Origin of the sequence: Citrobacter sp. RHBSTW-00029 (assembly GCF_014104295.1) — a bacterium.
GTDB classification, from domain to species: Bacteria; Pseudomonadota; Gammaproteobacteria; order Enterobacterales; family Enterobacteriaceae; genus Citrobacter; species Citrobacter youngae.
In genome coordinates this window covers 1,800,914-1,819,025 of sequence record NZ_JABXRT010000001.1, presented here as the reverse complement: position 1 = coordinate 1,819,025, position 18,112 = coordinate 1,800,914, and the positions used below count along the sequence as shown (strand labels likewise).

Genomic DNA, 18,112 nt, shown 5'->3' with positions numbered 1-18,112 from the left:
TTTGTGAGGCTTGCAGCGTAGCGAGGAAAAAGGAGGATCAAAAACAGCGTTACCGCTGGCGTGTAGTACAAATAAAAAAAAGCCACTCCGGGGGCGGAATGGCTCAACATCACAAAGAGTAAGGCAATGGCTAAAAGTCAGTTAAACAGGCAGTTCGCTACCTGTCCGTGGCAGATGCCATTATGGTTTTTTGATGAAATAAGACAAAAGGTAGTGCGAGAGGTAACAGCAGATAAAGAAAAGCCGCCCCCGAAGGAGCGGCGTTTAAAGGTGCTCAGGCTGTACATCGCAGTCAGAAAGGCGGGGTGTTACCCCCGCCCTGATTTAGCGACTCTCCTTAGCTTCGTAGGCAAACTTTGCCGCCACTTGCACACCTCCCTGTCCTATTGACGCTTCGCAAAGCGTCCGGTTTAGAGCGGTATATGCCAGTAACGCCGCGATATAAATCGCGATGAACAAAAAAACTCCTTTGTAAAACAAAGTTGCCTCCTTAGCTGTGGGGAGGCTATAATCTGATTGCGAGTCAAGATTAGGAGCCTCATTGGTTAATTGAAAAATTACCTTTGGGGCTTTTATCTATCTGCCGCACGGTAACATGAGACAGATAGCCTCAAGCACCGGGCGGGATTATACCCACATCCCATAGCTCACTGCAAAATTTCTATCCCTTCCCCTTTCGACTTATTTGTAGTTGTTATAAGGTGTTACGCCAATCATACGGGCTGAAAAATGTTGTTTATGGTTCTACGTGGATATACAATCGCCTGGCGAAGTCAAGATTAGGAGCCCCGTTGGTCATTACTGGCCTTCGGGGCTTTTCTCATTTATTTCCCCGGTCTTTTATAGCTTTCATCCAGTCTTCACCGCTATAGCCGCCGTTCTTTTTTACCTGCTCATCCCATTCGCGTAATTTAATTTCATCTTCACTATCGCTCACCTGTTCTACTGATTTTGTTTTTCTTTTGGTGATAATGAGATAACCGCACAGAACAATACCCACCGCTACAGCAAATGCAGTTGCCCCAACAACGGCACCCGCTATAGCCATCACAAACAACGATATACCCAGCACATCGTTATCCCGGTAAAAATTTCTCGTATGCTTTCTGTATGCGTTGGAGGATTTCGTTGATATGAGAGAACGTAAAGAGCGTTTTCTGAATAGCGGCCTTGATTTGATTAATTTACGCCGATAACGCTTACCTCTAACCCTTAACATAATTGCCATCCTGATTGGGTGTATTCCTCGCTTGATTCTAATTTGTAGTTGCTTTAAGATCTATATCAGGTGCTCAAAACACCCATCGAAAGCGGTATATCACCCCGTTAGTGTGATTTTTTTGTGCCCGTATTTTATGCTCTGTTGGCTTACTGCCGTGTGAGTGCTGAATTATGGGGTGGAGTGCGACGAATAGCAGGCCTCTCCGTCTGTGAATAAGTCCGCCGACTTTCGACGGTTTTGAGCTCCACCCCGCCCCATCTCAAAAGTGGGGATTCAGTCTCATCGAAAGGAGCAACAACTATGAGTACATTACTCACCATCCCCGATGCCGCCGAACTGCTGGCGCATACCCTCGCCGCCCTTAAAGCTGCTGGCTATGCCAGTGCCGCTATGATGCCCGTTCATCGTAACGACTCAAACGAAGTCGAAAAAACGGAAACGCACGCCACCACCGCGCCAGAAGTCTATGTAGCACCCGGCAAACAGTACGCGAACGCACAAGAAGCGCTGGCGCACATGGTGCGTGAACTGAAGAACCCGCAACGCGACAACTACAACGAAACGCTGGATTTTACGTTTGCTTCGCTGGCTCAACTGTTGGATTTATTACGCGAGCCGATTTATCAGCATGGACTGATGCTCAAACAGGAGTTTGAGAAAGGTGATGAACTGCCTTTAGATATGGTGACAACGTTTATCCATATCCCAACCGGTACAGAAGTTTCTTTCCGTCTCCCCGCCTACATCAAAGAAGATAAACGTCTGGACGAATGCCAGCGAGTGGGTGCGTCGTTTACCTATTTTCGGCGCTATGGCCTGCGTCAGGCGCTGGATATTACTGATGGTGATGACGATATCGACCAGGCTGACTCTAAACGCGAGCGCCGTAAAGCTCGCGCCCTGAACAGTAGCCGTAAGTGGAAGCCGACCACCAGCGCCCGGACAAAACCAGAATCCATCCTCAATGTGCTCGTTGCATCTGGTGAGTTTTCCGGTAGTGCTGCCATCGCCCAGGCTAAAGCCCGTAACCCGTTTCTGCGTACACCGTCTGAACTGGCAGAGGATTTTATTAGCGGCGCAGATCGCATTATGGACGATGAAGGCATAGCGCGTGATACCGTCGCGCGCTTTGGTCTGACTGATACATTCTGGCAGGATTTCTACAGCGGCTATCGTGTTGATGGTGATGAACTGGTAGATAATAAAACCGGAAACCATGTCACCGCTGATGTGGCTATGGCGATTGCTGAATCAATCACGTCATGGGCTGTTTCTGCCGCTGATGCTAACAGTGTTGTTGATACCCGCGATATGGTGAGCGCTGCTACATCACCGTCTTTCGTACCTGACAGACGACCAACCACCCCGGAAGAAGAAGCCTTTATTTCCACTGTCGGGGCTGGTCATGATGATGAGATAGCGGAAATCGCAGAGCGTCTTTTAGGCGCTGATATCGCTATGGGGCTGGATATCAAAGCCGAACGCAATGACATGCGCTACGCTCGCCGTAACTGGCTCAATGCCTGCAAGGTGTATTACTCCAATGCGCTGCTTGCCGGAAATGTGAATTTTGATGCACTTCCCTCTCTACTGGCACATCCTGAGCCGCAAATTGAAACGCCCGACGAAATGCAACAAAGAGCCGATATAGCACGTGCAATTGCAGCGGGTAACAGCGAAACAGATATCAAACTGCAACAACTCCATGAAATAGCGAAACGATGTGACGCGTACACAGCCAGCTATATTGATACTCTCATTCTGCATGTTGAATGCGACGGGCTAAACACAGAGTTGCCCGTATACATCCCCGAATCAGATTTACCGTACTGATTTGCGGGGTGTTCAACATGAAAACTATAGAAGAAAAGTTACAACGTAACTTTGAACGTCAGCGCACGTACCAACAACGAGCCATTGAGCGCCAGCGCGAAAAACAAGCCAATCCTGAATGGCGTTTAGCTCAGTATGAAAAACAGCGGGAACGGCAATCCCGCTATATTGAACGGGCAAAAAACAAGCCGTTTAATCGCGGCTTAAAGGGACGAACACCCTGCGTCGCTGAACGGTCATTGATGGAAAAAATCGGGGCGTTACCCTGCATTGCATGTTATGTGCATGGCGTTACGAATGATAATGCGACCATTCACCATATCAACGGCAGGACGGCTGACGGGGCGCACGCTTATGTTCTTTCTCTTTGCGACCATCATCACCAACACGCCGCGCCAGCAGCAATACGCGCTATTTATCCCTGGCTGGTTCCAGTGCATGCAGATGGAACCTGTGGCGGCAAGGCTGCATTTGAGGCTCTCAACGGCTCTCAGGAGCATTTATACAGTCTTAGTCTTGAAATGATATCTTGATGCCTGACAGCGCCGCCAGCACTCATCTGGTGGCGTTACCGCTCGTCCGTTTTGCTGTATCCCTACCTCATCATGTCTTTTAATCGCCCTGACACGATCAAAAGAGGTGTTTATGTCCGAAAATAACTATGGTGCTCTAATGCTCAAATCAGCACTTGATACCAGTGTTGATTTAACAAAATTTACTTTTCCCGGTGTCTATCCGGTAATCAGTGGCAATTCCAGTGTTCCCGACTCAAGCGCGGGTTTACTGATAGTATCTTTGACCCCTTCCGGTTCCAGAACTATTTTCCTGAAAGAAAGTACAAGTGTTATCTATTCCCTTGTGAGCGGCGAATGGATCAAACCAACTGCTTCAGACGTAAATGCGGTCGCAAAATCAGGCGACACAATGACCGGAAGCCTGACACTCAAGGGTGATTACCGGCTGGGTTTTATTATCCAGAATGAAGATGATTCTGTCCGTGCTTATATCTTTAAGGACAAAGGTGGCGACGGTGTTCGCATCAGTAATGGCGATGATGGCGGCGGTGATTTTGTTTTTGGTAAAAATGGACAGTTTTACTGCCCGGACATTATGCATGTTGGTAATACGGTTGTATGGGGTGACGGCAATATCGAGGGGGCGCGATGGAGCGGTTTGTTGAGCGACTATATTAACTTGCGAGCACCCTATGAATGGGTTAACCAAAACTTTGTCAACCGTGTACAGCGCGGCGCACAGGCCAGCATGACTATGGACGGCGTACTTGTAGAAGCTCCAGCTGGATGTTTTCTTACGGGGGGAAACGGTAACGAGAGCAATCAAATTGGTATAGCGCTATACCGTTCATTACTAATTTTCCGTAATGGTGGTTGGGTAATAATTGAGGGGTAAAAATGAAACTGATTAATTTACAGCGTTACACACCTGATGAATTGTTTTTAGGCGACGGCATTCTGTATTTTATCGATGCCACGGGAAAGGACTGGTATAAATCACTGCCAAAATTCACAAAGAAATACAGCCTGGCTATCGAAAATGATACGGGCGTTATTCGCAGCATTAGCGAAGATGCATCCCGGCTTTATCCCGGCGGTTTGACGGTTGTTGATGTTGACAGTATTCCTGATGGTTGTGACATTTTCGGCGGATGGGTATTTGACGGGGGAAAGGTTATTCCCCGGAAGTACACTGATGAAGAACTAAAACGGCAGGCAGAGGAAAAGAAAAAAACACTTAATGCCGAAGCAGAAGCCGCTATTGCACCACTTGAACGGGCAGTCAGGTTAGGCATGGCAACCGATAAAGAAATATCAATGCTCACTGAATGGGAAAGATATTCGGTACTTCTGAGCAGGATTGATACCAGTAAGCCGCTGGAAATTGTCTGGCCTGATAAACCAGAATAAAGCCAAAGGCCGCTACGCGGCCTGTTCTTTTTTGGCTGCCTTATGATGCACCTCCCAAAGCGTTATCCCTATCGAATCACAGAAATCACCGAGGTGATTTAGCCCTGACCATTCTCTGATACCTCCCCTAGCCGCTTCAACGAATACAGCCGCCTCTACCGAACGATGCAGCCCGAATAACCGCCATTTCCCTTTGTCCGTTTTGGTCGCCACTATACGTGTGAACATGCCATTTTCGTAATAGTCGCGGAATGCTGGTTTTTTGCGTGTTGTTACTTTCATAAACGACAAATCCCCGAAATGTTATTAACAAATCGGGGATATGTTGTCACAAACTGACGGAATGACTTTTTTTATTTCTCAGCGGTCACGATGCCTGAGCAATATCCCTCGCTGATGGTAATGGGTTGCTGTATACCATGCCGCTGATTAGCGGCGCTGTGTTCATCTGGCTTTCATTCTTCCGCTTAAGCGTAATTGACAGTGTGCGGTTTGCTTCCTGGCTTGTTAGCGGCTGTGTGGACAGCAAAATCATTGTTAACGGGATGACCACCAGCCCGGATTGCTCCAGAAACCTACGTTTGCCCCCTAGCTTGTACTTTGCAGCAATACCCGTCACGCCAAGATTGAGATAGTTAGCCGGGGCGGTATCCGTTGCCGTTTTTGCGGGGCAGAAGATAACCGCTTTATCGAATCCTGAAACCGTAAGCTGTAGTGCTGATAAATCTGGTGGTGCTGATAACGGGGCGTTTTCGCCGTGGTATATCTCCAAATCGCACACAACGCGCTGTAATGGATTCTGAAACTTTAACGACCACGAACCAGCAAGAAGCCCCCCAAACACATCTATGGTGTGTTGTGGGAACGGTATACAGCTTATTGGCGCACTACTGCCGCGTATCTCTGCTGGCATAAGCCAGTCAGGTACAACGCTGGAGTCGTCAATTGTCGCCCGTTCAAGGTCGGATATTGCTACCAGTTCTTCCGGTGTTAATGCCATTATGTCCCCTTAGCTGTAAGAAGCTGGTCTATGTGCGCGGCTTTGGCGTACAGGTCATTAAAGATGTAATTTAATTCTGCAAAATCAACGGTGTCGCCCTGAATCGGTTCCCCTGTCAGGCTGATGTAACACGGTCTGAAACCATCAGCCTGCTTTACAGGTGATGGTTGTTTGACGCTGGCATATTTCGAACCGCTAAAAGGATAGATGCGGCTTATAGTCGCAAAGCTATTCATCACGCATTTACCCTGGCTAATAAATCACGATATTTTTTGTACAAGTCATTGAGAATGAAATTCATTGTTTGTGCGGATACACCATCCCCAAACACCAGATTACCGTTTTCATCAAAATACGTTGGAGCAAAGCCGGTAGCCTGCAATTCTTGTGATGGCTCCTGCTTATTGGGGATATCTGTTCCCCCTTGCCCTTTATAGGTTTTATCAGTTTCCGCCCAGCTATCCATTTTTCACCTTCATTTGTTTGACTGTTACCAGCGTACTGAATGGCGTAATTAGCTCGCCGTGGTTTACCGTCGCAGTACCATCAATCCGGGTTAACAGTGATTTAAGTGCTCTGACTCTTATGCCCTGCGATTCAGTTGCCCGGATCGTTTTTTGTGTTTTCTCGTATCGAATGCCAGCCCATACGCAAGGGAAAGCATTTCCGGGGAACATTGGCGCATGATGGGTGAGATTCACATTTGGCGGTGTTGCAGCGCTGTAGATATCCCCGCCGAACGTGGCAGATACAAGAGAATCGAAGAGCTCAATATCAGGAGCCGTACCACCACACTGCACAAACACTGTACGCAGAGGCACACGATTAAAGGCCGCGCCTATTGCGCCAGTGCTTAGCCCTACCCGATTTAGCGGTAGCCAGACAAGTTTGTATACCTGCTGCATGTATGCGCCCACTGATGGCCTTGATTGCGTGGAAACGCTCTGTTCGCCTCTGGCTTGTTGCAGCGCATTACGATAATCATCATCGTCACGCCCTTCTCTCTGAATGCTGTATTGCTCCCCCCATGCGTCTAAAAGTGTTCCCGTTGAATCTGCCAGAGAGAAACCTTTTTTCATGTATTCAATAGCTGCAACCATGCTGCTGTTGCCGGATTTTAGCCCTGCGATGAGGTCAATATTTCTCTGATGGCGTACTTTTGACGTCAGTCGCTCTTTTGCTAGCTGCTCAGGACTTTTGATTACAGGTTCCATCAAACCACCGTTACCGATGTTGAGTCAGTGACCGCAATAATGCCGCTACCTACAGAAACATGATTATCTGTTGGCGGGGAAATAATGCCGATTTTTACTGTTACGTCCGTCAATGTTGAAAATGCTGTTAACAAACGGGCATATATTTGACCAGAAAATACATCTTTCCCCGGTGTAAGCTGTGAAAAATATGCCGTTACAGTGTTTTTAGCCACGCTGATATAATCCGCTGGTCTTCCCGTAGTTTCTTTATCCCATATATCACCTGACACGCTGACATAAACAAGCTGAAAGCTCTGGCGGCTGAAATAGACTGTTTCCGTTATCTCTCCATCGGTAGCCGTTGCCGATACATCACCATGAAACCCACATTCAGCGGCGGCGGCATCGTAAATAGCTTGGGCTATTTCATTATCATCACCGCCAGCTACAAAAACCTGAATTGATTTACCGGGTATTCCCTCTGCATTAGTGCTAATTCCCCGATTAACCTCAATGGAAGCATAAGAGACACCACTGACGGCTAATACAGCATTTTTAACGCCGGGTCGCGATGCGCTGATGTTCACTCTGGCTGCTGCCGCTGCCGCTTGTATACGTTCCCGATAGGACTCATCATCTTCAATGAGATAACCCTTAACACCGTTTGCCAGTACCAGAATGTCATTGTTTGCAACGTAGCCAAACAATACCGCTGGAAACTCGGTATTGCTTTGGTAGTAAGCGGTTACAGGTATACCAGCCCGGACAATATCAAACACATCATCAGCGAAGGAAAACGGAATGATTGTTCTGCCATCAGCGGCATAAAGCAGAGTTCCGTATGATGATTGATATGTTGTAAGGGCTGTTTCAGCCGCTGTGATTTGCGTGTACAGACGGCTGAGTATCGAGTCTGACGTGTCACCAGTCTGAAATTGTGTTGAGTGCGGTTTACCAGAGATATTAATGGTAAATGTGTTTCCGCTGGTGATGGCATCCTGACGAACTTTTAACACAAATCCAGTAGCTGATTTTCCATCTTCTTTTACTTCGTGTTTTATCGCCCACTCACCAGCGCTACCAGAGACAGTAAACGCATCACCAGCGCTGATGACCTGACCCGGCTGTAAGAGGTAAAGAACATAAGACAGCGAGCGAGTAAGGCCATAACGAGGAAGGTTGAAGCGCTCGCCAAGACCATCTAACTGTGCTCCCTCTGCCATTGAAATGAAAAAGCCGGAAAATACCCAGCCAATCGCCTCAATGATGTTTAAGTCATCTTCCGAAACTACCGCTATTGTTTGCCCGACCAGTGAGTCGCCATCGGGGTTAACATCACCCAATGCGCCCTTTAGCTTTTCGTATTTATCGCCTCTTAGCTCCGGCAATCTGGCACCATGCCAGCCACCATCATTCACTAATTCCACTTGTTACCTCTGTGCTTTCTGAGCCAATGTAGACCGCAAAGCGGATTGTGTAATTACCCTTCGCATCATTAATGGCTGTGGTTTTGGCGTCGCTAACTTCCGGGGTGCGTTTAGCCTCAGCATTAATCATATTGGAGACAATCGACGCTGGAAGGCGTGACGCCATAATGCCTGGCACCCACGGCAAACCCTGAGTTTCATCAAGCCACCATTCACCGCGATTTGTCCCGACTCTTATTTCTGCCTGCTGTGCCACACCATCAATGCCACCATCCAACACAAAATCACCGTTACGAAGAATCACCCCGTTTTCGTCCTGCATAATGTCCAGCATCAGTAATTCATCCCCTCAACGAATGCCAGTTTCGAAACCCACACAAGGCATCGGCTTGAACCTACTGATTCAACCCGTTGCACCTGACCAACGGGAATAATTCTTTTACCCCTGCACGTAGGCATAACCAGTGTTAATGATTCGCCTGGCTGCGGTCTGTGAGTGGAAAGGAAGCAACCTTTCATACCGTGTCGATATTGTGTTGTTGTGATGTTCATTCTGTGTGCATCCATTTTTCAACGTGAACCACCGTTACTGCCGCATCCAGTGACTCAATATCCAACAGGTCATCAAGGTCGAAACCTTCCCCGGCATCGTTCAGCATCTGTGCCATCGCTGCCTGATGTGGCAATTCAAACGGCAAATCGCTGTAAAAAGGCATGAACTGGTCTTTGCATTCGCGACAGGTCGCCATGACCATATAAAGGGGCGCATTAATCAGGGTGATACACTCGACGCGATCCACAACCAGCCCGGTACGTTCAGTAATGTTGATAATCTCGCCCTTGCTGATAGTTGTGCTGTAGTCACCAGCCATCAGAAAGCCTTTGTTTGAAAGCGCAATTTGCGCCGCACCATCATTCAATTTCATTATTAATTCCTTCGTGGTTTACTGGTTGGCTTACCGTCGCCCTGCTCAATGTGGTCGTGGTCTTTGCCGGAAATTCCGTCGCTGACATGGTCAGCCGCTTCGCTGGTTCCTTTCACTTTCATGTCACCACCAAATTCCGCTTTTGCGCCGCTGGCCTCGCCTTGTTTCAAGCCTTTATCCATAGTCACGTCATCACGAAAACGGGCTACGCCTGTGAAGTCATGACCACCCGGCGCGATGTGATAGATTTTGTCTCCATCCATGACAATCTCAGCTCCGCCGCCTGTAGCGGCTTTAATTTGGTTGTCATCCCATTCGATAAATGCGCTGCCACTGAACACGCGTATGCCGGGGCTATCTGGCATCTGATGAATTGATTTGTCGGAAAAGCCGCACAGGGCAACGGCATTTGAGAAGGTTTTATGGTCTGGTTCGTCACCGTCACCGTGGGATAGCGCTATCAATAAGCATTCATCACCGGGCAAAACTCGCCCGCTGATGCCAGACTTGCCGCCATCCCATACCAGAGAAATAAGGCGCACATTTTCTACTACTGAATAAGCAACAGGCTCTGGATTGTCGCCAAATGAGCGTTTTGGCGTTGGCCTGACGGATGCGCGGCCTTCACCTACAGAAACAATCACAGCCTCCAGAGCAAAAATTGCTGAGTTAAGCGCCTGCTCTACGATTGCGTTAACCTGACTTCCCGTCCTCATGCAATGATGCCCTCCCATGAGGATGACCATGCCTGACGGTCACGCGTACTGAATCTGTGGGAAATCTTTTTAACAATGATGTTCCAGCCTTCCCCCATAGAAGGCGACGAAAGCTCTATCAGTTCGCCAATCTCAACACCGCCACGTAAAAGCGACTCCCAGGTAATAGCCTCAATAACGCCCATCTGACGGCGAGCGCCTTTTGAGTAGTCAACCTGAGAACCTTTAGGAGGCCACTGGTATGTGGTTATGCTTTTGTCGTGTTTCTTCTGGATTTTGTCTTTTTCAGATGGGTTCTTTTTCTTGGTGCGCTTTGGTGAATGGATCTTCAAAAAAGGAGCGCCAAGTAATCCCGTTTCAGGTGAGAAAATGGCTGCACCAGTGAGAACAGAATCCCCGGCAGTGACAACTAAAGATTGATATTGAAGTGACCATGTGGCATTAACCGGTTTGCATAAGCTGGTCAGCACATCGCGGGATAATGCAACGCCGCTGACGTTCTTAGGCAACACTAATGTTGCTGCTGCTTTCGAAACCTGACACCCAAGCCCCATATCTGACGCAACCAGCGACACCGCCTCTTTGAGGTTTTGCCCCTTTTTAAAAGTGCGAGATGTGACGCTGGCGCGAAATGGAATAAGCGCCTCATAAATTTTCATTTTCAGACCGTAAACCTCGTTAGGCTTAATGGTTACGGCGCTGATTAGCTCCCCCTGAAACAGGGTGAACATGCCTTCATCTATATAGCCAGCGGCAACGCTGACGGTTGAACCTGCCTGAGCGATTGCATTTTGCGTCTGATGCATAAGCCCCCACACGGTCAAGTCAGCTTCGTTTGGCTCTTTTTCATCGTCACGCACAGACGAAAAATCCACATCTACATCCGTAATGTGGATCGTCTCGCCATCTGTGCAATTAACGGTTATCTCGAACTGACGCCCGTAAGCCATAAAAATCACCTCCTTATATAGAAGTGATTTAAAGGCAACGCCCAGGCTAATTACAGAAACGCCGCCAGCGGTAATGCGTCAATATTTGGTGCAAGGTTGAATCTGTGGATAAACACGACCAAAACCGCTAACTGCACGATTTATGTTAGTGGTCAATATCGTTTTGAAGTGGCGGAAATGCTGATTTTTATTGTGGATAACATTTATCGTGCCAGCTTTTATGTTGCTGTTTTGTTTTAAATGTTGTGGCTGATTTGTGAACATTTAATTTGTAACAGCCTCGCTATCCTTTAACGGTCAATTATTCACCCGTTATAGTTGTGAGTCAGAAAGTGATAGATAACGTCCGGTGCTGGTGGAAACAAGCCTGAGCGCGGTTTAATATATTTTCGCCCCCTGCCTCATACCAGCTTTCCGCTTTTGTGACTAACTCATTATCTCCATGTCAATATGTTAAAACATCTGGTCAGATGAGAATGTGGAAACATTCCCGAACTTTTTTATGGGAGTTTCTCTTTTAGTGGAGTTATCATTTTGATTTATAGGTGATTTAGGCGGCGCCCTCTTTTTCGGCTTTATTTCAGGCAGAAACATTTATTAATGATTATGTGGTTTTTGTCTGTTCTCCGCTCAATCTCATCATATTTTTCAGAATGTCCAACCTTATATATCCGTTTACCTCAAAACTGTACCTCATTGATAACTCTGCCCTTTTAACGCATGAAATATTTTTAATTTCCAACGGCGGAAAAATTCAAGGTTTTGACACTCCAAACCGACCAAATTTCGCTCGAAAAACAAGCGATTTAGTTAAGCTATTGAAATATATGCAGATGTTTATTTTTCCTGATTGTTTGCAATTTAGTGATCCCAATCACTCCTTTTATATTTAATCTATGATTCATGAAATCTTATCCACACAACAGCTTTTTAACTTTTTTTGTTACATTTGCAACATTTTATTGTTACTTTATTGTTGCCCTTGAATTAACATATTTTTAACCATGCTCACCCCCGTTTCGTGATTTTTAGGCATAAAAAAACCCGGCATAAGCCGGGCTGATTCATTGCCGCCAGAATATCAGGACATACTTGCAAATGCCGCCTCAACCTCCGAGGCGCTCAGCGTGGCGATATCAGTATAAAGAGCCAGCGCATCAGCCATAAACTGACGACCACCCATTAAAACCTTATCTCCTGACTTACTTATTAGTTCAACGCGATAGATAGATGGCGACGCTTTTAACTGCAATGACTTGAACGCACAACCGCGTGGATAATTAGTTTTGTACATAACATCATTATCTTTAATATCTTTGACTGTCATTTTTCAACCTTCACACTCAAATATTCATCAATTGAATTTTTTAATACTTTACGCATTGCTGAATAAGGCGGTGATTGCAAATAAGCAGCAGGTACATCTTTTACAGCATGGTTTAGTATTAATTCAGTTGCTAAATAATCCTCACCACGGACAGCGGCAGAGGTGCGGAATATTTTACGCAAATCATGACTACGCCATTTAATCCCAGCGCGGGATACCACCGTTGTAAGCGTGTTGTACTTGATTTCTGAATCCTCTATCACCCCCAACCACTCAGAAACTAAATGAACGTATTCCAGCGGAACAGGCAACAGCAGGTCTGAATGAGTTTTAGTGCATCTGTCAGGCACGAATAACCGCCCGGCAGTCATCATTGAGTTTCTTTTTAACGTGAGTGTTTCCGATGCTCTAAGCCCAAAGCACAGCATCACGCGCAGAGAGCATCGGTATGGCTCCCTTAGCGATTCAATGTCGCGCACCACTGACGCATATTCGTCAACGCTAACGCGCCCCGGTTTGCTTAATGCGCGGTGGCGCTTGATCCGTTTACCAATGGAACGCGCAGCAGTGCGCATTGCCTCCAGCATCCTCCCTAACGAACCCGGCGCGGCTGGCTTGAATTTAATATCTGCATGAATCACCCAAGCAACAACAGCAGCAACGCAATCAATGCGCTGGCGTATTGTAGATGCAGCCAGACCATCATCAATGCAGCGGTCAGCGTAGCGCATCCATGTATCAGGTACGCTCGCGGCTCTAACCCCAAGCACCAGAACCGGCTCAAGCATTCGCACTGCGTGACGCTCGTTGATTATGGTCTTTTCTCGCAAGCTGACAGCCCTTGCGCGACGGTCAACCATGATAAGGAGGTCATTTAACATGATTACCACCAGCAATCTCCTTATCCATGTGTTTTAGTAAATTCTCGCACCCTCCGAACTCTTCAATCATGAAGCCAAAGCGATTAAACATCGCATTTAGCAAACTAATTCCGCGTGGTTTTAGGCGAGGAGTTTCGCCAAAATGAGCGAGATATCCACTTTCGTTGGATTTATCAAGAATTAGAAGTTTTGCGTATAAATACTGTCGGTAAGCCAATGTCCGACGCTCTGCAAAGTATCCATCTACAAAACAAGCAATCGTCTGGCAACTAAGCATTATGTCGCCATTCTCATGGCGAAATACCGGACGACGATGTATAGACACCAAATGGACTAAATAGGATTCACTCAGCCACATTAAGACAGGCGATGGCTGACGTTCATTGTTATCAGCCTTACGGCGTTCCTGTAGCTCGTCTATCTCATCCAGCAAATTTAAAACGATGAGCACCCCATACTGTTTTATCAACTTTGCAATCTCACCCGCCGCCGCGTCCATATCCTGCTCGGCTGATGGGCTGTCCTGATTTTCTTCATACCAGGCGCGTGTGGATTGATAGTTTTCTACAGCCTCGTTTAGTGACTTGCGCCATTCAGGTAGTTTGTTAGTTGTCATGGGTTAGTCCTCGCTTTTTGACAGTAAAAGCGCCGCTATCGTTTCCGGCTGTGGGTGGCGGTAATTCAATAACTCTTCCGGCATTTGCATCATTGCGACACGCGGCATCACGAGAAACGCTGCATATGACAACCCAAACCAAAGGTGAAGGTCTTTTCTCTCATCGTATTTTTTAGTTTTCATCATCTCACTCCCCCTTCACGCCAATGCCAGTGCTATTCCCATTCAGCGCTTCTCTTAAGCACCGAACGTATGCCGGTATGTAACAGTCATTAGGATTTGCGATTGCCTCAAATAAAGCCTGCGCTTGTCGCTTGATGTTGATATCCCGCGCCTCCAGTTCTGCTATGCGCTTCTCTGCGGCTTCCAGCTCATCCAGCAGCGCCAGCATAGTGGTGGGGCTTGCCGCGGCTATGAATGCAGCATCACTCCGTCCGTTGTCACTGAACACCATGGCAATTTGCTCGCTGTCATCGCCATCAACGGCGTAAACCTCATCGCCGAGTTCAACAACCCATTGCCCTGCTGTCGCCTTCTCCGCCGCTTCACGCAACGCCTGTTTGTTGAGTGCTGTCATTGCTCTTTTTCTCCCGACATAATGGTGAAAGCAGAAAAAAGAGGATTACCGCGAATTACCGATGTGGCCTCTGCGAACTCTCTGATATGCCGCCCTTCAAATGTCAGCGTTGTAGTGCAGCAGCCGCGCCCCTTTTCCTCGCAATTCTCATAAGCGAATGACGCCACCATCGGCATGTTGTGCTCCTTGCAGATAGCGATTATTTGTGTCATTAACGGGCTAATTTTCTCGTCGTAGACGCTTTCAAGGTTGTAGTAAACCGGAGCTGTGTTGAGTGCTGTCATTTATCCCCCTTTACCGCCAATGCAGTACGTATCGCATTAGCGATAGCTGCGTAAAACGCTGCATTCTCATAATTTTGTTGCCCCGCCCATTCAAAAATTACGGCAGTAAATTTCATATTGCTGATGACCGTTGATGTTGAATCACTACGAGCATACAGAGCCACCCATACCCCCGGCTTGATAACCTTGCTCTTAACAACACCCAGCGCCGGAATTACTCCGCGAATGGCTGACGCATGACGTTTGGCCGTATCCTTGCTCACCCCTTCACGTTCACTGCGGTCAGCCACCAGCTTTAACGCTTCTTCAATAAGATCACGCGATAATCTTCGTTCGCTTCTTTTGGTCTTAATTTTGTCCATTCAAATCACCTTTATTAATCATCCAGGCTGTTGCATTCGGACTTAAACGAACCTCAGTTACCAATCCACGCGAAGCCATATTTTTTAGCTTCTGGCGAATGTCATACTGGAGAATTACCTTGTCAGGGTGTGCGCGGCACACAGCCTCACGAATTAAGCTGGTATGCATCTTCTGGTTTTTCAGGGCTGGGCTTGTCCAGCGCTGAAAAACATCAAAAATATCTTTATCCGTAATGATGTAACGGCGCATTGCTACCTCTTTGCCTTTTCTTCAATAATTGGAAAATCAATGCCAATACGCAGAGCGGCAGCAGTATTAAAAATCAATCCGATGCGTGGTGTAGCTTCCAGCCCTTCGATGCGGCGAATCGTCGAGCGCATGACGCTAACTAACCCTGCAAATTCCGTTTTATCCATACCTAATTCACGGCGTAAAGCACCGCTAACAAGCAGGTCTGTTAATTGACCAATGGTCATTCGGCGTTTTTCTGCCATGACCTTTTTTACTGTCTCATTGGACATAAAACCCCCTTAAGAAATGCTTACCACGTACTGGTTATCGCTTAATTTAAATGCATGGATAGCTGTTCTGGATGCAATCCAGCCATCCTCACCGCGTAGAAGTAATGGGATTGTTTTTTCACTGTTAATTAATTTTTCTATTACATTTTTGGTGTTTTCATCATTACTAGTGTCAAACATGAATGCACGTTGTTTAACTTTGATAACATTGATCTTCTCAGATCCATTCAAATATTTGACAAGAATTGTCTCTTTTTCATTAACAGGATTAATCATGAGGTTTTCAATTGAGTGTTTCATGTTCACCCTGTACGGGTTTTTATATTCAACATTCCCCGCAATACTCCCGTTTGCCATTAACCAAACAATATCTTTCAATGGGTAATGACTCCCCTGAATTAATACATGTTCATCTCCTTCACGAACCCTGATAAAAACAGGGTCTCCCTGTTCCCCCATCCCTTTACGTGACTTGCGGAACAACTGTCCGTCACGGTAATCAAAAAGCTCATGACATTTTTGGAAAAGCCATGCTTGATTAACATCCTCACTCCCTGATGTTGCTCCGTTGATTAAATCAGCGAGGCAGGAAACATCAGCATCGGCAACAGACTTAAGCGCAGCACGCATCACATCAGGCAGTTGTAAGCCACCATTTTTAACGCGCTCTTGAGCGCGACTATAGGTTTCTTCGTCTGCCCTAAACTGAATAATTTGTGTTCTTTTGCTCATGTTTTTCTCAAATTAAGTTAGGTGGAATGTATATCCCGGTTGAAAGCGCTTTATGAAAAGCATTAGCCATACGACAAGAGTTAATTTCGTCCTTTGACATTGCTGGACGCGGTTTTATAGCCTTCTTCTTTTCTTGTCGTGCTGATTTCAGGGCGCGAGTAATCGCCCCGCTTACAAAGAAGTTTTTTTTTGCATGTTTCAGGTGATAAAGATATTTTCCAGTAGATTCACATTTGATCTTCTCTATTTCCACATAGGGAGAGCGGAACATGTTCCAAATTCTACGGGCGATGTTCTTTGCAGTTTGCTTTTTAAATTTAGCGTTAACTTCTTCTCGGATTTGGCTCATTGACATGTAACGACCTGTCATAATTTTAACGAGGTCTTTCGCTGTTACATTTCGTTTTAACTGGTTGTAAGCCAACAAAAGTGACTCACGAAAGTAATCACGGGCAGAGCCGCCAAACGTCTCAGCCCCCTTTCTTGCCAGTTCCCACGCATGCCGGAAAATCAGAGCAAAATCACGCATGATGCGCCTCCTATGCGTTTCGGCTGAGATTCTTGGGATGTGTGGCAATGAAAATGCCGTGATTTTTTCCGTGCGGCGCTACGTGAAAAAGCAGGCCGCGACGTGATATTTCGGAGAGGATTTTTGCTGTGCGTTCAGGTAAAGACTGAACATTTTGGCGAGGTGATATATCAGACACTTCATCGCCGAAAAGATGAGCGGTGTTACCACCCTCACCCATTCGGCAACAAATCAAGAGTAAAGCATTAACAACATGCTGTGTGTTGCTGGTTTTGGTTAACTTCACACTCAATATAGCCATAACATTCACCCATAATATCTATGGACTACGTGTTATCGCTCTACCGAATGTATATTATGTTAAATCAAATCAATGCGTACCTGACTCATAACCCTCTACGGGTTCCCCCCATTACAAAATACGCATAGAAGGCCCGGGCCATTGTCATCAATGGCATGCTCCATGATGGCCTTGATACCCACTTGATCAGCTAAGTTAGAAATGCGCAATACAACATCATTAAGCAGCCATTTTCCAAAACTATGACCTTGCGTACAGACATCATTAGCCAGGTCGCTGGGAATAGTCACTTCGCCCTTCTCTTTCGCCTGTTTCAAGTACTGCGCGCACATTGCTGGCCTGGTACTCATTCACCGTGCTATGCCGGTTTATACCATTGCTGGTCGCCTTGCTTTCTTGTAACCTTGCGCTCGTGCAACTGACAAAATCTGGAACCACCGAACTGGACTTCATATGAATGCTCACATTTCTAAAGACCCCTTACATGGCGTGACGCTTGAAATGCAGGTCAATGCCCTGGTTAATCGTTATGGTTGGGCTGAACTTGGCCAACGGATAAACATCAACTGTTTTAAAAATGAACCGAGCGTTAAATCCAGTTTGAAGTTTCTGCGTCGTACGCCGTGGGCGCGAGCAGAAGTTGAAGCACTGTATCTTGATTCTTTGCATGACGTTGCACCAGAACCCACCGCTCCTGCTATTGATCCCTGGGCTAATAGCCGCAACAAGAAAAAATAAGAGCAAAATTCGATGTCAGCATCCGGTTTTTTTCAGGTCATTATCAGA

General features: G+C 46.7%; 28 protein-coding genes and 1 pseudogene. 5 read left to right on the top strand and 24 right to left on the bottom strand.

Annotated features, from left to right (window positions below; all coding sequences use genetic code 11):
* Positions 1–820: 820 nt before the first annotated feature.
* A complete protein-coding gene (locus HV041_RS08995; RefSeq protein WP_182294187.1) occupies positions 821–1,228 on the bottom strand; it encodes a hypothetical protein in 408 nt (135 codons plus the stop codon).
* 294 nt (positions 1,229–1,522) lie between these two features.
* On the opposite strand from HV041_RS08995, the gene HV041_RS08990 reads away from it, so the two are divergent.
* The 4 genes from HV041_RS08990 to HV041_RS08975 all read left to right on the top strand — a co-directional run bounded on the left by HV041_RS08990 (position 1,523) and on the right by HV041_RS08975 (position 4,980).
* Entirely contained in the window at positions 1,523–3,055 is a 1,533-nt protein-coding gene (locus HV041_RS08990) for an ERF family protein (protein ID WP_182294186.1), read from the top strand.
* A gap of 17 nt (positions 3,056–3,072) precedes the next feature.
* Positions 3,073–3,588 carry a Ref family recombination enhancement nuclease gene (locus HV041_RS08985; protein WP_182294185.1) on the top strand — a complete coding sequence of 172 codons (516 nt, stop codon included), beginning with the start codon at positions 3,073–3,075 and terminating at the stop codon, positions 3,586–3,588.
* A gap of 112 nt (positions 3,589–3,700) precedes the next feature.
* Positions 3,701–4,465: a hypothetical protein gene (locus HV041_RS08980; RefSeq protein ID WP_182294184.1), complete on the top strand. Its 765-nt coding sequence runs from the start codon at positions 3,701–3,703 to the stop codon at positions 4,463–4,465.
* A gap of 2 nt (positions 4,466–4,467) precedes the next feature.
* Complete coding sequence (locus HV041_RS08975) at positions 4,468–4,980, top strand: tail fiber assembly protein (protein ID WP_182294183.1); 513 nt, start codon at positions 4,468–4,470, stop codon at positions 4,978–4,980.
* A 12-nt stretch (positions 4,981–4,992) separates the two neighbouring features.
* Here HV041_RS08975 and HV041_RS08970 read toward each other — a convergent pair whose 3' ends face one another.
* The 23 genes and pseudogenes from HV041_RS08970 to HV041_RS25050 all read right to left on the bottom strand — a co-directional run.
* Complete coding sequence (locus HV041_RS08970) at positions 4,993–5,262, bottom strand: hypothetical protein (protein ID WP_182294182.1); 270 nt, start codon at positions 5,260–5,262, stop codon at positions 4,993–4,995.
* An 85-nt stretch (positions 5,263–5,347) separates the two neighbouring features.
* Complete coding sequence (locus HV041_RS08965) at positions 5,348–5,980, bottom strand: hypothetical protein (protein ID WP_182294181.1); 633 nt, start codon at positions 5,978–5,980, stop codon at positions 5,348–5,350.
* Positions 5,980–6,216 (bottom strand): hypothetical protein, encoded by a 237-nt coding sequence (locus HV041_RS08960; protein ID WP_182294281.1) that lies wholly within the window; start codon positions 6,214–6,216, stop codon positions 5,980–5,982. The genes HV041_RS08965 and HV041_RS08960 overlap by 1 nt, the downstream gene beginning before the upstream one ends.
* Complete coding sequence (locus HV041_RS08955; RefSeq protein WP_008324324.1) at positions 6,216–6,446, bottom strand: hypothetical protein; 231 nt, start codon at positions 6,444–6,446, stop codon at positions 6,216–6,218. Before HV041_RS08955 ends, HV041_RS08960 begins: the two co-directional genes overlap by 1 nt.
* Positions 6,439–7,194 carry a hypothetical protein gene (locus HV041_RS08950; RefSeq protein WP_182294180.1) on the bottom strand — a complete coding sequence of 252 codons (756 nt, stop codon included), beginning with the start codon at positions 7,192–7,194 and terminating at the stop codon, positions 6,439–6,441. The genes HV041_RS08955 and HV041_RS08950 overlap by 8 nt, the downstream gene beginning before the upstream one ends.
* The gene (locus HV041_RS08945; RefSeq protein WP_182294179.1) at positions 7,194–8,603 is read right to left on the bottom strand and encodes a baseplate J/gp47 family protein; all 1,410 of its coding nucleotides are present in this window, start codon (positions 8,601–8,603) and stop codon (positions 7,194–7,196) included. Before HV041_RS08945 ends, HV041_RS08950 begins: the two co-directional genes overlap by 1 nt.
* A complete protein-coding gene (locus HV041_RS08940) occupies positions 8,587–8,937 on the bottom strand; it encodes a hypothetical protein (RefSeq protein ID WP_057064837.1) in 351 nt (116 codons plus the stop codon). Before HV041_RS08940 ends, HV041_RS08945 begins: the two co-directional genes overlap by 17 nt.
* 214 nt (positions 8,938–9,151) lie before the next feature.
* Positions 9,152–9,529: a hypothetical protein gene (locus HV041_RS08935; protein ID WP_182294178.1), complete on the bottom strand. Its 378-nt coding sequence runs from the start codon at positions 9,527–9,529 to the stop codon at positions 9,152–9,154.
* A 2-nt stretch (positions 9,530–9,531) separates the two neighbouring features.
* Positions 9,532–10,245 (bottom strand): phage baseplate protein, encoded by a 714-nt coding sequence (locus HV041_RS08930; RefSeq protein ID WP_182294177.1) that lies wholly within the window; start codon positions 10,243–10,245, stop codon positions 9,532–9,534.
* Complete coding sequence (locus HV041_RS08925; protein ID WP_182294176.1) at positions 10,242–11,195, bottom strand: hypothetical protein; 954 nt, start codon at positions 11,193–11,195, stop codon at positions 10,242–10,244. The genes HV041_RS08930 and HV041_RS08925 overlap by 4 nt, the downstream gene beginning before the upstream one ends.
* A 1,081-nt stretch (positions 11,196–12,276) precedes the next feature.
* Complete coding sequence (locus HV041_RS08920; RefSeq protein WP_182294175.1) at positions 12,277–12,522, bottom strand: hypothetical protein; 246 nt, start codon at positions 12,520–12,522, stop codon at positions 12,277–12,279.
* A complete protein-coding gene (locus HV041_RS08915; RefSeq protein WP_182294174.1) occupies positions 12,519–13,403 on the bottom strand; it encodes a tyrosine-type recombinase/integrase in 885 nt (294 codons plus the stop codon). Before HV041_RS08915 ends, HV041_RS08920 begins: the two co-directional genes overlap by 4 nt.
* Positions 13,393–14,019, bottom strand: a complete 627-nt coding sequence (locus HV041_RS25055) for a hypothetical protein (RefSeq protein ID WP_242637992.1) — start codon at positions 14,017–14,019, stop codon at positions 13,393–13,395. Before HV041_RS25055 ends, HV041_RS08915 begins: the two co-directional genes overlap by 11 nt.
* Before the next feature lie 3 nt (positions 14,020–14,022).
* Positions 14,023–14,202, bottom strand: coding sequence for a hypothetical protein (locus HV041_RS08905; protein ID WP_182294280.1), 180 nt, complete (start codon positions 14,200–14,202; stop codon positions 14,023–14,025).
* Between the two features lie 4 nt (positions 14,203–14,206).
* Positions 14,207–14,596, bottom strand: coding sequence for an ead/Ea22-like family protein (locus HV041_RS08900; RefSeq protein ID WP_182294173.1), 390 nt, complete (start codon positions 14,594–14,596; stop codon positions 14,207–14,209).
* Positions 14,593–14,880, bottom strand: coding sequence for a hypothetical protein (locus tag HV041_RS08895; protein WP_182294172.1), 288 nt, complete (start codon positions 14,878–14,880; stop codon positions 14,593–14,595). Before HV041_RS08895 ends, HV041_RS08900 begins: the two co-directional genes overlap by 4 nt.
* On the bottom strand, positions 14,877–15,242 hold the full coding sequence (locus tag HV041_RS08890) for a hypothetical protein (RefSeq protein WP_182294171.1): 366 nt from the start codon (positions 15,240–15,242) through the stop codon (positions 14,877–14,879). Before HV041_RS08890 ends, HV041_RS08895 begins: the two co-directional genes overlap by 4 nt.
* A complete protein-coding gene (locus HV041_RS08885; protein WP_182294170.1) occupies positions 15,229–15,492 on the bottom strand; it encodes a hypothetical protein in 264 nt (87 codons plus the stop codon). The genes HV041_RS08890 and HV041_RS08885 overlap by 14 nt, the downstream gene beginning before the upstream one ends.
* A gap of 2 nt (positions 15,493–15,494) precedes the next feature.
* A complete protein-coding gene (locus HV041_RS08880; protein ID WP_062958097.1) occupies positions 15,495–15,764 on the bottom strand; it encodes a helix-turn-helix transcriptional regulator in 270 nt (89 codons plus the stop codon).
* A 9-nt stretch (positions 15,765–15,773) separates the two neighbouring features.
* Complete coding sequence (locus HV041_RS08875) at positions 15,774–16,496, bottom strand: hypothetical protein (RefSeq protein ID WP_182294169.1); 723 nt, start codon at positions 16,494–16,496, stop codon at positions 15,774–15,776.
* Between the two features lie 7 nt (positions 16,497–16,503).
* Positions 16,504–17,025, bottom strand: a complete 522-nt coding sequence (locus tag HV041_RS08870; protein ID WP_182294168.1) for a hypothetical protein — start codon at positions 17,023–17,025, stop codon at positions 16,504–16,506.
* Positions 17,026–17,035: 10 nt separating this feature from the next.
* Positions 17,036–17,326 (bottom strand): hypothetical protein, encoded by a 291-nt coding sequence (locus HV041_RS08865; RefSeq protein ID WP_182294167.1) that lies wholly within the window; start codon positions 17,324–17,326, stop codon positions 17,036–17,038.
* A 140-nt stretch (positions 17,327–17,466) separates the two neighbouring features.
* A pseudogene (locus tag HV041_RS25050) lies at positions 17,467–17,598 on the bottom strand (GNAT family N-acetyltransferase); the annotation flags it as partial.
* Between the two features lie 181 nt (positions 17,599–17,779).
* On the opposite strand from HV041_RS25050, the gene HV041_RS08860 reads away from it, so the two are divergent.
* On the top strand, positions 17,780–18,064 hold the full coding sequence (locus HV041_RS08860; protein WP_101742196.1) for a VF530 family protein: 285 nt from the start codon (positions 17,780–17,782) through the stop codon (positions 18,062–18,064).
* Positions 18,065–18,112: the final 48 nt, after the last annotated feature.